This is a genomic window from Tenacibaculum pelagium (assembly GCF_014062345.1).
GTDB lineage: Bacteria > Bacteroidota > Bacteroidia > Flavobacteriales > Flavobacteriaceae > Polaribacter > Polaribacter pelagius.
In genome coordinates this window covers 895,421-913,175 of sequence record NZ_JACGLS010000001.1, presented here as the reverse complement: position 1 = coordinate 913,175, position 17,755 = coordinate 895,421, and the positions used below count along the sequence as shown (strand labels likewise).

The window sequence follows — 17,755 nt, the reverse complement described above, 5'->3', positions numbered from 1 at the left end:
TCGCAGTTTACGGTTTATTAAATGTTTTATAAATCGTACTGTTTGATTTTTCTGTATAAAGTTCGTTCAGAAATACCCAGCTCTTTTGCAGCTAATTTTCTTTTTCCGCTGTTCTTTTCTAATGATTTTTTAATCATTTCAATTTCCTTGTCTTGTAAAGATAAACTCTCGTCTTCTTCAATCGTTTCAGCAAAATCGAAATTATTATTTGTTGATGATTGTGGAATTTGAACAACTTCTACATTAGAAACTTCTGGTTTTATTGTTTCTTCTTGATAGATTCTTTCAATTAATCCGTGATTTGCTTCTTGTACTTGTTCTGAATTACCGTTCTGCATTAAATCTAACGTTAACTTCTTTAAGTCATTAATATCATTACGCATGTCAAACAAGATTTTATACATTATGTCTCGTTCGTTTGCAAAATCAGAATCACTAGTTTTTCCGCCAATTACAGCAGGCAAATTACGTTTGTTGTTTGGTAAATATTGAATTAATTTTTCAGAAGTAATTAAACGATCTTCTTCAACTACCGATATTTGTTCTGCTATATTTCTTAACTGACGAATATTACCTGGGAAACGATAATTAGACAACATTCTTACAGCATTTTCATCTAAGCGAATTGTTGGCATTCTGTATTTCTGTGCAAAATCAGCAGCAAATTTTCTGAATAACAAATGAATGTCATCATTTCTTTCTCTTAAAGGCGGTAAGTTGATCTCGATAGTACTTAAACGATAATATAAATCTTCACGAAATTTTTCTTTAGCAATAGCATCGTGCATGTGTACATTCGTAGCTGCAACAATACGGACATTTGTTTTTTGTACTTGAGAAGAACCTACTTTTATAAACTCTCCATTTTCTAAAACACGTAACAAACGTACTTGAGTAGTTAATGGTAATTCTCCAACTTCATCTAAAAAAATAGTACCCCCATCGGCAACTTCAAAATATCCTTTTCTAGTTGCAGTTGCTCCAGTAAAAGCACCTTTTTCATGACCAAATAATTCACTGTCGATTGTTCCTTCTGGAATCGCTCCACAGTTTACTGCAATATATTTTGCGTGTTTTCTATGTGATAGCGAGTGAATTATTTTTGGGATATTTTCTTTACCTACACCACTTTCTCCAGTAACCAATACAGAAATATCGGTAGGAGCAACACGGATAGCTTTTTCAATAGCGCGATTTAAATGTAAATCGTTACCAATGATTCCGAAACGTTGTTTTATAGCCTGTAGGTTTTCCATTTAATTGTAATTAAATTCTGTAGTATAAGATAATGTATTAGTTCCTTTTTGTTTTACAGAGTTACTTGTGGGATAATCATTGTTGTTGTATTCATATTCAAAATAAACATCATTCGTAGCTGTTATATTGTTTTTTCCAAATGTTCTAACAAGTGATGTTATATCATTACCAAATAAACTAGATTTTCCATAAATTATTAAATAAGGAATATAATTACTTCTATAGTGTTTGTATAGAGGGTTTATTTTATTATCATAAGTATTATTTACAGTGGATTCATATATAGTTCCTCCAAAATTAACTTTCTTTATAACTGTAGTGCAATTCTCATTTTCATCATAAGAAAAATTAAATTGAGCACTTAATTCATTGGATTCTGAATCTTTTTTGCTAAATTCTTCTATTAAGCCGGTATCATTTAGTTTAATTTCAATAATGTATTTTTTGTCCGTAAACAATTCATGAGGTACTTTTGAAATAATTGAATTATTGTTATATGTAAATTCTCTAGTGTAAACATCACTTTGATTTAAAGAGCTGTAAACTCCTATTTCTTTAGTAGAAGTAATATTACCATCAGTATCATAAACGAAAGTATAAGATTCGTTTATACTATTATTAGAACGGAAAGTAGAATGATTATTTAATTTGTCATTATTATATTCAAAAGTAGTTATATCAAAGTTGTCCTTGTTCTTTGTTCGAATACCTTTATCACCATCAAAATAATGGGTAAACTCATCTCCAGAAACAAAAGATATTTTGTAATTAGATAATGTTTCTTTAGATTTTACTATTTCTCCTTCATTAGAAGAGCAAGATGAAATTAATGTTGTTAAAAAAATTAAGGGTAGTAATATCTTTTTCATTTTTATAGTTTTATGTAGTTTAATTATTGGTTGAATAGTTAACAGCAATACCTCTTAAAGTTGCAGAAGTACAATCTTCAACTTTCACATTCACGAAATCACCTAATTTGTAATGTTCTTTAGGGAAAACAATTACAGTATTTTGTGTATTTCTTCCTTTCCATTCATTAGGATTCTTTTTAGAAGTTCCTTCAATTAAAACTTCTTCAATTTTTCCTAAATGTTGTTGCGTTCTATATAAACTATGTTCTTGTTGTAGATCAATAATTTCTTGTAAACGTCTTTTCTTAACCTCTAAAGGAACATCATCTGGCATTTTTTTAGCAGCTAAAGTTCCTGGTCTTTCAGAATATGCGAACATAAATCCGAAGTCATATTTTACATGACGCATTAAATCTAATGTGTCTTGATGATCTTGTTCAGTTTCACCACAAAAACCAGCAATCATATCTTGACTTAACGACATTTCTGGAATAATTTTAAAAATATTATCAACCAACTCCATATATTCTTCACGAGTATGTTGACGGTTCATGGCTTTTAACATATTGTTACTTCCACTCTGTACTGGTAAGTGAATGTATTTACAAATGTTTTTATGTTTTGCCATGGTGTGAATCACTTCTAAACTCATGTCTTGAGGATTCGATGTTGAAAAACGAAAACGTGTTTTCGGAAATTCAGTAGCACACATATCTAAAAGTTGCGCAAAGCCTACAGCTGAAGCTTGAGCTAATTCAGAAGCTTTTTTAAAGTCTTTCTTTAATCCGCCACCATACCATAAGTATGAATCTACATTTTGACCTAATAAAGTAATTTCCTTAAAGTTTTTGTCTACCATAGATCTAACTTCTTCAATAATACTTTGAGGGTCACGACTACGTTCACGTCCACGTGTAAAAGGAACTACGCAAAAAGTACACATGTTATCACAACCACGTGTGATGGATACAAATGCTGAAACTCCGTTTGAATTTAAACGTACAGGAGAAACATCGGCATACGTTTCGTCTTTTGATAAAATTACATTTACAGCATCACGTCCGGCATCAACCTCTTCAATTAAGTTTGGTAAATCACGATATGCATCAGGACCAACTACTAAGTCAACGATTTTTTCTTCTTCTAAGAATTTTTCTTTTAAACGCTCAGCCATACAACCTAAAACACCAACTTTCATTTTTGGATTAACCTGTTTTACTTTGTTGTATTTTTTTAAACGATTACGTACTGTAGTTTCAGCTTTTTCTCTAATAGAACAAGTGTTTACTAAAACTAAATCAGCATCTTCTAAATTTTGAGTGGTATTAAAACCTTGTTCAGATAAAATTGAAGCAACAATTTCACTGTCATTCATATTCATTTGGCAACCATAACTTTCAATAAAAAGTTTCTTTGAGTTTCCTTCCTTTTGTTCAGTAATTAAAGCTTTTCCTTGCTTCTTGTCGTCAATTACTTTCTCTACGTGTTCCATAAATCCTTAAAAATCGTAATAAATAGTTTGCAAAGATACGACCAAAAACTATAATTAATGACAAATTGGCAGAGAAAATAAATGTTGTAAAAAAGAATGTTTTCTTAAAGTTGATATATTTGTTGATATCAACAATCAATAAAAAAATGAATAAAATTTTAATGTTATCAGAAAAAATTAGAAATGCAAAGCATCTAGATTTTGGAACTATTATAAATGAAATTATCGAACTATTTAAAAAAGTTTGGGTGCAAGGACTATTGTTGTTCTTGTTTTCGATTCTTATAATGCTACCTATTATCATTCTTGTTTATGTTCCTTTAATTGGAGCAGCAATAATGGAGTCGGAAGGAGGGACTCTAGATTCTGAGGTGTTTACTGGGGTCTTTGCTGGTGCTTCCGTATTATATGTATTATTAATAATAGTATTGTTTTTAATTTTAGCAGCTGCTAGTTCTGCTTTAATAGCTGGGTTTTATAGAATTGTACAAGTATTAGATGAAGGGAATGGTGTAACAATTTCAGATTTCTTTTATTTTTTTAAAACAAAATATCTAATAAAATTATTGCTATTAACATTAATAACTGTATTAATAGCTTCTGCTTCGGCTTTATTGTGCTACCTTCCTCTGTTATATACAATGGTACCTATTTCGTATTTCTCAATAATTTTTGCTTTTAATTCAGAAGAATCGGTAACAGATATTGTTAAAATTGGATTTCAATTAGGAACAAAAAAATGGGGGATTTCTTTTGCAGTAATGCTTGTTGTAGGTTTAGTGGTAATGATGTTAGGTATGCTAACCTGCGGATTGGGGAATTTGTTTTTAATTTCATTATCTTATTTGCCGGCGTATGTAATTTATAAAAATGTAATTGGCTTTGAAGAAGATGCAGAACTTAATTTAATAGAAAAGAACAATATTTAAGTAAATAAATTATATCGAAAGTTTTTAAAACTCCTTTTTAGAAATGAATAGGAGTTTTTTTTGTTTAAGTAATACAATGTTTATTTTTAATATTGAAAAGATGTATTTTTTTAATTCAATAACTATTAAAAAAAAACTATATACTTTTGCAAATTGAAAAGCATCTATAATAATAAGGTGTAAAAAGAGATAAGAGAAAAGACACATGGCAAAAAATTTAGTAATAGTTGAGTCACCTGCTAAGGCAAAAACAATAGAGAAGTTTTTAGGAAAAGATTTTCAGGTTGAATCGAGTTTCGGTCATATAGCCGACTTGCCTTCGAAAGAATTAGGGGTGAATGTTGATGGAGATTTTAAACCAAAATATATAGTTTCTACTGATAAAAAAGCAGTTGTAAAAAAACTAAAAGATTTAGCAAAGAAAGCAGAAACTGTTTGGTTAGCAAGTGATGAGGACCGTGAAGGAGAAGCTATTGCGTGGCACTTAGCAGAGCAATTAAAACTAAAAGAAGAGAATACAAAACGTATTGTTTTTCATGAGATTACTAAAAAAGCCATTTTAAAAGCAGTGGAGAATCCAAGAGATATTAATTATAACTTGGTAAATGCTCAACAAGCCCGTCGTGTTTTAGATAGATTAGTAGGTTACGAATTATCTCCTGTATTATGGAGAAAAGTAAAAGGAGGATTGTCAGCAGGTAGAGTACAATCTGTAGCTGTTCGTTTAATTGTAGAAAGAGAAAGAGAAATAGAAGGATTTACCCCAGTGGCTTCATACAGAGTAGATGCAGAATTTGTAAATGCAAATGGAAAAAAATTCAAAGCAAAATTAGCAAAGAATTTTTCAGATAAAAAAGATGCTGAAGCGTTTTTAAATTCATGTTTAAATGCAGGTTTTTCAATTGCTGATTTAACGAAAAAACCAGCAAAAAAGTCTCCAGCAGCGCCTTTTACAACGTCAACATTACAGCAGGAGGCTTCTAGGAAATTAGGTTTTCCAGTAGCAAAAACGATGATGGTTGCTCAACGTTTATATGAAGCTGGTTTAATTACTTATATGAGAACAGATAGTGTGAACTTATCTGAGGATGCTAAAAATGCTGCTCAAGCAGAAATTATTGCTTCTTATGGTGAAGAATATAGCAAGCCACGTAATTTTTCAACTAAATCGAAAGGAGCTCAAGAAGCGCACGAGGCGATTCGTCCTACAAATATGGAGAATCATGAAATTACTGGAGAATACGATCAGACTAGATTATATAGCTTAATTTGGAAAAGAACTTTAGCATCTCAAATGAGTGAAGCTCAATTGGAGAGAACAAATGTTAAAGTTGAAAATAATAAAAATGAGAAGTTATTTACAGCTAACGGAGAGGTTATTACATTCGAAGGTTTCTTAAAAGTGTATCTTGAAGGTACAGATAATGAGGAGGAAGAAGCAGCTGGAATGTTGCCAATGATGAAAGTTGGTGAATCTGTAGGTAATGAATTCATCACAGCAACTGAAAGATATACACGTCCGCCAGCAAGATTTTCAGAAGCGGCTTTAGTTAAGCGTTTAGAGGAGTTAGGTATTGGGCGTCCATCTACGTATGCACCAACAATTTCTACAATTCAAAGAAGAGAATATATTGTAAAAGGAAGTGTAGAAGGTAAGGAGAGAAATTATACACAACTACGTTTAGCAAATGCAGCTGTTGAAGAGCAGATGTTAACTGAAAGAGTTGGTTCTGATAAAGGAAAATTGGTTCCTACAGATATCGGAAATATTGTAAATGATTTTCTTGTTGCGAATTTCGATGCAATTTTAGATTACGGATTTACCGCAAAAGTAGAGTCTGATTTTGATGAAATAGCAGAAGGTAAAGAGGATTGGATTGAAATGATAAAAGAATTTTATCAAGGATTCCATGTGGTTGTAGAAGATGTGGCAGCAAATGCAGAAAGAGCTAAAGGAGAGCGTTTGTTAGGTGTTGATCCTGATAGCGGTAAAAACGTGTATGTGCGTTTAGGTCGTTATGGAGCAATGGTGCAAATAGGTGAAGCAACTGATGAAGAAAAACCACGTTTTGCAAGTTTACAAGCCGATCAAACAATGAATTCAATTACTTATGAAGAAGCAATGGATTTATTCCAGTTGCCAAAATCATTAGGTGAATATGATAATTTAGAAGTAATTGTAGCCAATGGTCGTTTTGGTCCATACATTAAATTTGATGATAAATATGTTTCTTTAGATAAAGGAGAAAACCCTATGTCTGTAGATATGGATAGGGCTATCGAATTAATTGAAGCGAAGCGTAAAGCAGATGCGCCTATTGGAGAATATGAAGGAATGCCAATTCAAAAAGGTGTTGGTCGTTTTGGTCCATTTATAAAATGGAATTCAATTTTTATTAATGTAAATAAGAAATACGATTTCGATAATTTATCTCAAGAAGATTTAGAAACATTAATTGAAGATAAAAAGAGAAAAGAGCGCGAAAAATTAATTCACAATTTCGAAGAAGTTGGTATTCGAGTTGAAAAAGCACGCTGGGGAAGATTCAATGTTATAAAAGGTAAAATTAAAATTGAATTACCTAAAACAACTGAGGTAGAAAAGATGACTCAAGAAGAGGCTGTTAAGATGATAGAAGCTAAAACTCCAAAGAAAAAAGTAGCCAAAAAGAAAGCGGTTAAAAAGAAAACTACGAAAAAGAAATAAATTAGCTTTTAAGTAAAATAGTTTAGTATATTGCAAGCTACTTAACCCCCGGAAAGATGAATTTCGACTTTTTTACACCTATTAAAGAATCGATAGTTGCGCATACTATGTCGCAAGCATCTTCTGTATTAGGGCAAAACATTCAAATACATTCAGTTGAAAATGGTTTTCCTGATTTAGCAGGGGTTACTATTGCTGTTTTAGGAGTAAAAGACGGTAGAGGAACAAATGATAATTTTGGTTGTGGAGAAGATTTAAGCAGCGTACGTAAATATTTATATGAGCTGTTTCCTGGAAAGTGGCAAGTTCAAATAGCTGATTTAGGAAATATAGAAAGAGGAAATACTATTGAAGATACTTATTTCGCAGTTAGTACCTCAGTGGAATATTTATTAAAGAAGAATATAATCCCTATTATAATAGGCGGTGGTCAAGATATAACATATGCAAACTACAGAGCGTATGATGCATTAGAACAAACAGTAAATTTAGTATCTGTCGATAGTCGTTTCGATTTAGGAACTATTAATGATGAGTTGTCTTCAATATCATTTTTAAGTAAGGTGATTATGGAGCAACCAAATAATTTATTTAATTATAGTAATATAGGGTATCAAACATATTTTAATTCTCAGGAAGAAATAGAGTTGTTAGATAAATTATATTTTGATGCTTTTAGATTAGGACAGGTAAAGGATATAACTTTAGTTGAGCCAATAATGAGAGATGCAGACATTGTTAGTATCGATGTTGGTTCTATACGTCAAAGTGAAGCTCCAGGAAATAATAATGCATCACCAAATGGATTTTACGGAGAAGATATTTGTGCAATTTCTAGATATGCCGGAATTAGCGATAAAGTAACTTCTTTTGGTATTTATGAATTTAATAGTAAATTAGATACCCATAATCAAACAGCAAAATTAGTTGCTCAAATGATATGGTATTTTATTGAAGGAGTAAATTCAAGAGCAAAAGATTATCCGTTTGTTACAAAAGAAAATTACCAGAAATTCACAGTGCTTTTAAGTGATGATGATCCAATCAATTTTTATAAAAGTGATAAAAGCGGACGTTGGTGGATGGAAATAAATTTAATATCGAATAATAAACACAAAAGACATGCGTTAATACCATGTAACTATCAAGATTACAAGCAAGCTCTTGAGCAAAAAACACCAAGTAGGTGGTTTAAAGCGCTTCAGAAGCTTGTGTAATAGTGGTTTTATAGATGGTTTTATGAAAAATTATAGTACGTAATTGTTTTTTAGTAAAAAAAATAATAGGTTTACGCCTCTTTTTATAAGAAAGATATAGTATGAGAAAAATAGCAATACTTGCATTATTAGTATCTATCGTTTACGGATGTGGTTCAAGCGGAGGAGATAGAGGAGAATTAGTTGGAGTTAAATCAAAAAGAAAATGGTTTGCTGAAAAACCGTATGGTATGGCTAAAATCCCTGGAGGTTCGTTTACAATGGGTAAACAAGATGAAGACCCTTTAGGAGCTATGAATGCACCTACAAAAACGGTAACAGTTCAGCCATTTTACATGGATGAATCAGAAATTACAAATAGTGAGTATAAAGAATTTGTTACTTGGGTTAGAGACTCTATAACTAGAACTAGATTAGGTAATCAAGCTGAGTTTGCTTCTGGAGGAGGAGATGATATAGCTGATGCTGGAAAAAATGCAGAAGGTATTCAGTTATATGCATTTGCATCTACCGATACAGTGAATGAAACGCCATATCATAAGTATATGCGTGAAAACTATTATGAATTAGGTGAAGGTTTAGATTCTTTAAAACCATTGAATTGGGATGAAGAGCTTATTTGGGATAAAAATGAATACCCAGATGTTGATTATGTTGAAGTAATGGATTCTTTACATTTAAAGAAAGATGAAGCTTTAAACGGAATTAGAACTTTTAATACTAAGTTATTGAATTATAGATATTATTGGTTTGATAACCAAGGGGCTGCTCGTACAGGTAAAAATAGAAAAGATTTTATGAAGAGTGAAGAAATCAATGTATATCCAGATACTACGGTTTGGATTAAAGATTTCAATTATTCATATAACGACCCAATGCACCAAGAATATTTTGCGCATAAAGCTTATGAGAACTACCCCGTAGTTGGAATTGATTGGCACCAAGCAAAAGCATTTTGTCATTGGAGAACTCAAAAGAAAAATAACTTCCAACGTTCAAGAAAAAAATTAGGATTAGTTCCTTCTTTTAGATTGCCAACAGAGGCAGAATGGGAATATGCTGCACGTGGAGGGTTGAACTATGCTAAGTACCCTTGGGGAGGCCCAAGTACTACAAGCGATAGAGGTTGTTTCTTAGCAAACTTTAAACCAGTGCGTGGAGATTATGCAGCAGATGGAGCATTGTATACTGTAGAAGCAGTTTCATATAATCCTAATGAATATGGATTGTTTAATATGGCTGGTAATGTTGCTGAATGGACAAATACAGCTTACAATCAAATGTCTTACTACATGGGGTCAACTATGAATCCTAATGTGGAAATTACAGAGAATCAAAGAAAAATTATCCGTGGAGGATCTTGGAAAGATGTAGCATACTTCTTAGAAGTTAGTTCTCGTGATTGGGAATATGCTGATACTGCTAGAAGTTACATCGGTTTTAGAACAGTTCAAGATTACTTAGGTACAAACAAGAATAAATAATTTAATTGTCAAGAATAAATATTAACCTATAACCCCCTTAAAAAATCAAAAATTATGGCACAATCGAAATCAACTAAGAAAATGTTTAATATGGCTTACGGTTTAGGAGCCGCAGTTGTAATTATTGGAGCATTATTTAAAATCTTACACTGGCCTTTTGGTAACGAAGTATTAATGGTAGGTATGATCGTAGAAGCATTAGTTTTTGCTTTATCTGCATTTGAACCTATTGAAGATGATTTAGATTGGACAAAAGTGTATCCTGAGTTAGCAGACGGACAATCATTAGGAAATGGAAAAGACGCTACTCCTGGTGATGCACAAAGTATGTTATCTCAAAAATTAGATGATATTTTAAAAGAAGCTAAGTTAGATGCAAATTTAATTTCAAGCTTAGGAGATAGTATTCAAAATTTTCAAGGAGCAGCTGAAGGATTAGTTTCTACATCAACAACAATCTCATCAACAAATCAATATAACGAGCAAATGTCTATGGCTGCTGCTAAGTTAGAATCATTAAATGGTTTATATACTACTCAAGTAGACAATGCAGCTAAGCAAGCTGATTTAAATTCTGCTTTAGTTGAAAATTCTCAACGTTTACAAGAGCAAATGCAATCGTTAGCAACCAACTTATCTTCGTTAAACGGAGTGTATGGAGGAATGTTATCAGCAATGTCTAAAAACTAAGAATTAATTAGTTTATCTAATTATTAACTAAACAAACTAATTAATTATGGCAGGAGGAAAACTATCACCAAGGCAGAAGATGATTAACCTAATGTATCTTGTATTTATTGCAATGTTAGCAATGAATATGAGTAAAGAGGTATTATCTGCTTTTGGTTTAATGAACGAAAAACTTACTGAAGCGAATTCAAAAGCTACAGAAAAGAATACAGCTGGATATGAAACTTTAGCGCAAAAGGCAGCTGAACAAGCAAAGCAATATGGTGAAGCTAAAGAGAAAACAGATAAATTAAGAGTAGCTGCAGATGAACTGTATGCTTATGTAGGAGATTTAAAATCACAAATGACTAATGGGCTAAAGGATGCTAAAGCTTATGAATCGATGGATAAATCTAAGTTTTTAGATGAGCTTTTCTTTAAAGGAGGAAAAATCAGTGCAGCAGGTAAAGAATTTGTTGCTAAGATTGAAGGATTTAGAGATCAAGCGGCTCAACTTTTAGAAGGTACTGAAGTAGCAGATGTTGTTACAACTCGTTTTGGTACTGGAGCTGTTACAAATAAAGATGGAAAGAAGATTGATTGGTTAAAATATAACTATGAAGGATTTCCTTTAATTGCATCTTTAACGAAGTTTACTCAAATTCAAGCTGATGTTAAGGCTACAGAATCTGATGCATTATCAGCTTTATTACAAGGAGAATTATCTAAAGCTGTTTCTATGACTAATTATCAAGCAATGGTAGTTTTTGAGAAAAACGCATACTACCCAGGTGAGAAATTATCAGGTAAAATTGTTTTAGGTAGAAATGATCCGAATTTAACAGCAGAAAAAGTTATCGTTAATGATAAAGAAATAGAGTCTGATAAAATTCAAGCTGGTCAAGTAATTTTAGATGGTCCAGCAGGATCAGTTGGAGATAAAGAATTAAAAGGAGAGTTTCAATTTAAAGAAGGAGACTCTTTAGTAAGCATTCCTATTGTTGGAGGTTACTCAGTAATTCCTAAACCAAACCAAGCAGTAATTTCTGCTGATAAAATGAATGTTGTTTATCGTGGTTTAGCGAATCCAATTACTATTTCTATGCCTGGTGTGCCAGCTAACAAAGTTACAGCATCAGCAGCGGGATTAAGAAGAGTAAAAGGAGATAGTTACATGATGAGACCTGGGAAAGGTAACGAGGTTAGCATTGTTGTTAATGGTAAATTACCTGACGGAAAAGGAGTTCGTTCTGTAAAGAAATTTAGAATTAAAGATATACCACCAGCGGTTGGTATGGTAAGAGGTCAATATGGTACTGTAAAAATGCCAAAAGCGAGTGTTGCTAGAATTAGTGTTGCTGCTGGTTTACCAGATTTCTTATTCGATTTAAAATTAAATGTATCTAGTTTTAAAATTAAAGTTCCTGGGCAGGTAACAGTACCTGTAAATGGTAGAACTTTAACTGCTAGAGCAAAACAGGCATTAGGCAGAGCTAGAAGAAATGATGTTATTACTATTTATGATATTAAAGCATCAGTATCTGGTTCTAACTACAAGATTAGAAAAGTATTGCCTGTTAATATTGAGATTACGAATTAATAAGTAAAAATTAAAAGTATGAATTGGAAGCGTTTTTATATGGTTTTATTTGCACTTGCTACTACAAGTAGTTATGTAAGTGCCCAAGCTAACCTCTTAAATGCTCAAAAGGCAGATGAAATTGGATTTAAATCTGAAGCTCAAATTGCTTCGGAGAATGATAAACCACTTCCTTATGGCTATATTAGTGATAGAGATGTGTTGTGGTCTAAAGTGGTGTGGGAGTATGTTGATTTAAACCAAAAAATCAATTTGCCTTATTATTATCCAATTGATACTACTAATGCAGGAGCAACAAGACGTTCGTTGTTTGATACCTTGTTAAAAGGGATTAAAGATGGAGAAATTACAGAAGTTTATAGTGATTCTTATTTTACTACTAAGATAACTATGGATGAAATTAAAGACATGACTTATAACGAGCGTGATGATGGTTATGGTAATGTTGATCCATATTCAGTTCAGTCTGCTGATATTAAAGGATATTTAATAAAAGGAATTTGGTACTTTGATAAGCGTCAAGGAGAGTTAAAATATCGTATGTTAGCTTTAGCTCCAATGGGACCAGATGTACAAGTATTAGGAACTGATATTGTTGATGAAGGTGAATATGAATTATTCTGGGTTTTCTTTCCAGATGCTAGAGAAACATTGCATGCATCAAAAGTTTTTAATCCTAAGAACTCAGCGCAACCATTATCGTATGATAACTTGTTAAATGCAAGAAGATTTAATTCAACAGTTAAGAAGGAAGAAAATATTTACGGAGATAGAGCTATTTCAGATTATGTTCGTGGTAATTCTTTATTCCAATTATTAGAAGCTGATAGAATTAAAGAAGGTATTCGTGATAGAGAAATGGATATGTGGAATTACTAAATTCTATATAATATAAATTAAAAGGCGTTTGCATTGCAAACGCCTTTTTTTCGTTTTAATAATGGTATTTTTGAAGCATGAAAATTGAGGTAGATTATATAATTGTTGGTTTAGGATTAGCAGGTTTAGCGCTTGCAGAAACATTAGTAGAACACAATAAGTCGTTTGTAGTATTTGAAGATGATTCTCAGAAATCATCTGTAGTTGCAGGTGGTGTTTATAATCCTGTAATTCTTAAAAGATTCACTCCAGCTTGGAATGCTCACGAACAGCTTCAAGTTGCAATTCCATTTTATAATCAATTAGAGGAAAGATTAAATATAAAGGTTGATTATAAGTTTAAAACCAAAAAGGTATTCAATAGTATAGGTGATGAAAACAATTGGTTTATAGCTTCAGATAAGCCAATGCTGTCACATTATATGAATCCACAGATTGATAAAAATAAAATCAATGGTGTAATTGGTGATTTTGGTTTTGGTGAATTAAATGGAACCGGAAGAATTGATACAGTTCAGTTAATTAATTCATATAAAGATTACTTAAAGAAATCTGATAAACTAATTGAAAGTAAATTTGAATATGATCAATTGTTCTTTAGTGAATCAACAATTGACTATAAGAACATAAAAGCAAATAAGGTTGTTTTTTGTGAAGGTTTTGGTTTAAAAGAGAATCCTTTTTTTAATCATTTGCCATTGAATGGTACTAAAGGAGAAACGATGATAATTCATGCACCTGAATTAAAGATTGATTTCTTATTAAAATCTAGTGTGTTTGTAATGCCTATTGGAGATGATTATTACAAAGTTGGTGCTACATTTAATTGGACAGACAAAACATCAATTCCTACAGAAGATGGTAGGCAAGAACTAAAAACCAAGCTAGACAAAGTAATTAATGTGCCGTATACGATTACAAATCAGTCAGCAGGGATTAGACCCACAGTAAAAGACAGAAGACCTTTGGTTGGTATACATTCAAAACATCAACAATTAGCTATTTTAAACGGTTTAGGAACACGAGGAGTTATGATTGCACCAACGGTAGCAAAAAGTTTATTCAATCACCTTGAAAAAGGTACTGAACTAGAAAAAGAAATCGATATCAAAAGATTTGAAGCCTAACTACCTTTCAGATTTTATGTTTTTAGCATTTTTATCGTATCCAACAAAAATGTTTATCCATACGATTCTAGATAGACGTAAGCTATAAGGTGTAAGTAGTAAAGATATTATTATAATTGCAATAAAGCTTTGTAATATGCTAAGCCCTAAAAAAACTTTAGCAACAATAAATATTCCCACAAATAAAGCTACAGCAATTGCATAATTTACATACATGGCACCAAAGAAAAAAGACGGTTCCATCATGTATTTTAAATTACAAGTAGGGCAGTTGTCGTGTAACTTAGTTATCTTTTTTGGATTAAACGATATGCGGTATTTAAAAAAAGCTCCTTCTTGACAACGAGGACATTTATTTCTAACAATACTATATAATTTACTCCCTTTTCCTAGCATAACTTTTATTTGTTAATCGATTTAACTGTTTCGTTTTGTAAGTTTGCACAAATTTCAACAAAAATAACACAGAATTTTGTAACCACGGTTACAAAGTTATGGTAATTCGTAAAAGAACGCATGTTAAACGTACATAATTTATCGGTTTCATTTATGGGAACTGATTTGTTTTCGGGTATCACTTTTAAGTTAAATAAAGGAGATAGAATCGGATTGATAGGAAAGAATGGTGCAGGAAAATCTACTCTATTAAAAGTATTATCTAAAGATATTGAAAGTAGTGGAGGTACTATGGCTTTTGATAAAGAAGTACGTATGGGATTTTTACGTCAGGATATAGATTTTGTTGCTGGAAGAACTATTTTAGAAGAAGCCTACCAAGCTTTTGAAGAGATTAAAGAAATAGAGTTTCAACTAGATGAAATTAATAATCAATTGGCAACTCGTACCGATTATGAAAGTGAAGCTTATAATCAGTTAATAATCGATTTAAATGAGAAAACTGAACGATACGAATTATTAGGAGGATATAATTATCAAGGAGAAACGGAAAAAATCTTACAAGGTTTAGGTTTTCAAAGAGAAGATTTTGATAAACTAACGGATACTTTTTCTGGTGGATGGCGCATGCGTATCGAACTTGCGAAGCTCCTTCTTCAAGATAATGATATTCTGTTACTTGATGAGCCAACAAACCACTTAGATATTGAGAGTATTATTTGGTTAGAAAACTTCTTAAAAAATTATGCTGGAGCAATTGTATTAGTGTCGCATGATAAAATGTTTTTAGATAATGTTACCAATCGTACTATTGAAATTTCTTTAGGTCAGATTTACGATTATAAAAAACCGTATTCAGAGTTTTTAAAGTTGCGTGCTGAGATTAAAGAAAAGCAATTACAAACGCAAAAGAATCAGCAAAAAGAAATAGAGCATACCGAAAAACTGATTGAAAAATTTAGAGCCAAAGCAAGTAAAGCTACGATGGCACAATCGTTAATTAAAAAACTTGAAAAGGTTGAACGAATTGAAGTAGATCAAGATGATAACGCAACAATGAATGTACGTTTTGCTATTTCGAAAGAGCCAGGTAAAATTATTGTTGAAGCTGAAGGTTTAAGTAAAAGTTACGGAGATAAACATGTTTTAGAAAATGTTGATTTATTAATTGAGCGTGATAGTAAAATTGCTTTTGTTGGTCAAAACGGACAAGGAAAATCTACTTTAGCTAAAATGATGGTAGGTGAGATTCCGTTTGAAGGAAGTTTTAAATTAGGTCACAATGTTCAAATAGGATATTTTGCTCAGAATCAATCTGAAGAATTACCACCTGAAAAAACAGTGTTAGAAATAATGGAAGATGCTGCAACAGATTCTAACCGAATGCGTGTTAGAGATATGTTGGGATCTTTTTTATTTGGGGGAGAAGCTGTAGATAAAAAGGCAAAAGTATTATCAGGAGGAGAGCGTAACCGTTTAGCATTGTGTAAATTATTATTGTCGCCATTTAATGTGTTGATAATGGATGAGCCAACAAACCACTTAGATATTGCTTCTAAAAATGTGTTAAAAACAGCTCTTCAGAATTTTAACGGAACTTTAATTGTGGTTTCTCACGACCGTGATTTCTTACAAGGATTAACGTCAACTGTTTATGGTTTTAAAGATAAAGTGATCAAAGAATATTTAGGAGATATCGATTATTTCTTAGAGCAGCATAAAATGGAAAGTTTGCGTGATGCTGAAAAAAGAACGGTAGTTAAAGAAGAAAAAGATACTTCTAAAAAAGACAATTATAAATTATCTAGAGAGCAAGAAAAGGATTTAAAAAGACTAAAGAACAAGTTAAATAAAATTGAAAACAATATAGCAGATTTAGAATCTGAAATCGAAAAAATAGATTTAGAATTAGCTCAGAATTATGATGAAGTGTCGTCACGTCCTAATTTCTTTGAAAAATACAAAGCTAAAAAAGCACAAGTTGATACTCTAATGGAAGAATGGGAAACTGTAGAAGAACAGATTTCTAGTTTTTAACTTGGCTAACGGTCTCAGCTATGGTTTCGTTGCGGGAAAATCCGCGAGGATTTTCAGATTAAGAAACCAAGATAGTAAACTTGTGAGGAATTTCCGACTGGAAATTCAGAAGCAATGAACTATAGCCATTGTTGTGCATAGTTTTTAATCAGTTCAATATCTATATAATTAAAGTTTTTCATCAATAAATTTTATAAGCTTTATTTTTAATCGATGTTTCAATGAAAGTTTATGGGTTTCCCAATCCGGAAAACCATTTTCTAATATTCTGCTAACCGATAGTGCGAGTAAATCATACATTCTTTTACCACCAATAATAACTTTTTTATCCCTATTTTTTATAGGTCTTTTAGGTACAATTCCAGTGTGAATCGCTTTAGAGGTTTGGTCATAGAATTTTTTGAATCCAGCAATTAATTCGGTTTCGTTAAATTCAGTTAATAGAATTGGTGCTCTTTCAGATACAGTAGCTCTAATTTTATTATATGGTGAACCAAATATATTTTCCATAGCTACCCTGATAAAAATGGCGTGGTCAATAGATGTGTCCATTTTTGTTCGGTCTTTTGACTTATTTAGAAATCTAAGTGAGACACGAAGTCTTTCCTTATTTTTTAATTCAAACTCATTAAGCTTGACTAGTTGATGATTGACTTTTTCTAATATTTCTGTATTGATTTTCGTTCTAATTCCTATACTATGCATTCTCGGAATGTTAGAGACTGCATAATTGGAAGCTGCTGAAATATATAAGGCCTGAGAATCTCTTAAATGAATTGAGATAATATCTAGTATATCTCTTGCTTCTTCAATGATTTTCTGATTGATTTCTTCGTTAGAAAGCTCTTTAACTAAGATGTAGTAGTTTGTGCTTTTAGTGAATGATTCTAACAAGCTAGCTGTTTTACCATCTTCTATTTTACTAAAATGACAAAGCATAAATCCATTACTAAAAGTATAAGTGAAGTCTTTTTCAAGTTTTAGACCTTCAACAAAAATTATAAATTTTTCCACAGATATTTTTTATTACTCTTGATGAAAAGTAAAAGATGAGTCAAGATTTCATAAGTACTTTTTATCATTATAAATTGAGGTTCTTTAAATTATGCA

General features: G+C 31.6%; 14 protein-coding genes. 9 read left to right on the top strand and 5 right to left on the bottom strand.

Annotated features, from left to right (window positions below):
* Positions 1–26: 26 nt before the first annotated feature.
* The 3 genes from H3Z83_RS04365 to miaB are packed head-to-tail and all read right to left on the bottom strand — an operon-like array spanning position 27 to position 3,600.
* Positions 27–1,256, bottom strand: coding sequence for a sigma 54-interacting transcriptional regulator (locus tag H3Z83_RS04365; protein ID WP_182124239.1), 1,230 nt, complete (start codon positions 1,254–1,256; stop codon positions 27–29).
* Positions 1,257–2,126: a hypothetical protein gene (locus H3Z83_RS04360; protein WP_182124238.1), complete on the bottom strand. Its 870-nt coding sequence runs from the start codon at positions 2,124–2,126 to the stop codon at positions 1,257–1,259. It lies immediately after the preceding gene.
* Between the two features lie 19 nt (positions 2,127–2,145).
* Positions 2,146–3,600, bottom strand: a complete 1,455-nt coding sequence (miaB, locus tag H3Z83_RS04355) for a tRNA (N6-isopentenyl adenosine(37)-C2)-methylthiotransferase MiaB (protein WP_182124237.1) — start codon at positions 3,598–3,600, stop codon at positions 2,146–2,148.
* Positions 3,601–3,746: 146 nt separating this feature from the next.
* On the opposite strand from miaB, the gene H3Z83_RS04350 reads away from it, so the two are divergent.
* The 8 genes from H3Z83_RS04350 to H3Z83_RS04315 all read left to right on the top strand — a co-directional run bounded on the left by H3Z83_RS04350 (position 3,747) and on the right by H3Z83_RS04315 (position 14,212).
* Entirely contained in the window at positions 3,747–4,529 is a 783-nt protein-coding gene (locus H3Z83_RS04350) for a hypothetical protein (RefSeq protein WP_182124236.1), read from the top strand.
* 205 nt (positions 4,530–4,734) lie between these two features.
* The gene (topA, locus tag H3Z83_RS04345) at positions 4,735–7,236 is read left to right on the top strand and encodes a type I DNA topoisomerase (RefSeq protein WP_182124235.1); all 2,502 of its coding nucleotides are present in this window, start codon (positions 4,735–4,737) and stop codon (positions 7,234–7,236) included.
* 56 nt (positions 7,237–7,292) lie between these two features.
* Positions 7,293–8,453 carry a formimidoylglutamase gene (locus H3Z83_RS04340; RefSeq protein ID WP_182124234.1) on the top strand — a complete coding sequence of 387 codons (1,161 nt, stop codon included), beginning with the start codon at positions 7,293–7,295 and terminating at the stop codon, positions 8,451–8,453.
* Positions 8,454–8,554: 101 nt separating this feature from the next.
* Positions 8,555–9,937 (top strand): T9SS ring complex lipoprotein PorK/GldK, encoded by a 1,383-nt coding sequence (gene porK, locus H3Z83_RS04335; RefSeq protein ID WP_182124233.1) that lies wholly within the window; start codon positions 8,555–8,557, stop codon positions 9,935–9,937.
* Between the two features lie 54 nt (positions 9,938–9,991).
* Entirely contained in the window at positions 9,992–10,627 is a 636-nt protein-coding gene (gene porL, locus H3Z83_RS04330; RefSeq protein ID WP_182124232.1) for a type IX secretion system motor protein PorL/GldL, read from the top strand.
* Between the two features lie 46 nt (positions 10,628–10,673).
* Positions 10,674–12,206 (top strand): type IX secretion system motor protein PorM/GldM, encoded by a 1,533-nt coding sequence (gene porM / locus H3Z83_RS04325; protein WP_182124231.1) that lies wholly within the window; start codon positions 10,674–10,676, stop codon positions 12,204–12,206.
* 18 nt (positions 12,207–12,224) lie between these two features.
* Positions 12,225–13,085, top strand: a complete 861-nt coding sequence (porN, locus tag H3Z83_RS04320; protein WP_182124230.1) for a type IX secretion system ring subunit PorN/GldN — start codon at positions 12,225–12,227, stop codon at positions 13,083–13,085.
* A 77-nt stretch (positions 13,086–13,162) separates the two neighbouring features.
* Positions 13,163–14,212, top strand: coding sequence for an NAD(P)/FAD-dependent oxidoreductase (locus tag H3Z83_RS04315; protein WP_220455441.1), 1,050 nt, complete (start codon positions 13,163–13,165; stop codon positions 14,210–14,212).
* Here H3Z83_RS04315 and H3Z83_RS04310 read toward each other — a convergent pair whose 3' ends face one another.
* A complete protein-coding gene (locus H3Z83_RS04310) occupies positions 14,213–14,608 on the bottom strand; it encodes a DUF983 domain-containing protein (protein ID WP_182124229.1) in 396 nt (131 codons plus the stop codon).
* Between the two features lie 120 nt (positions 14,609–14,728).
* On the opposite strand from H3Z83_RS04310, the gene H3Z83_RS04305 reads away from it, so the two are divergent.
* Entirely contained in the window at positions 14,729–16,645 is a 1,917-nt protein-coding gene (locus H3Z83_RS04305; protein WP_182124228.1) for an ABC-F family ATP-binding cassette domain-containing protein, read from the top strand.
* Between the two features lie 168 nt (positions 16,646–16,813).
* Here H3Z83_RS04305 and H3Z83_RS04300 read toward each other — a convergent pair whose 3' ends face one another.
* Positions 16,814–17,659: a hypothetical protein gene (locus tag H3Z83_RS04300; protein ID WP_182124227.1), complete on the bottom strand. Its 846-nt coding sequence runs from the start codon at positions 17,657–17,659 to the stop codon at positions 16,814–16,816.
* Between the last annotated feature and the right edge of the window lie 96 nt (positions 17,660–17,755).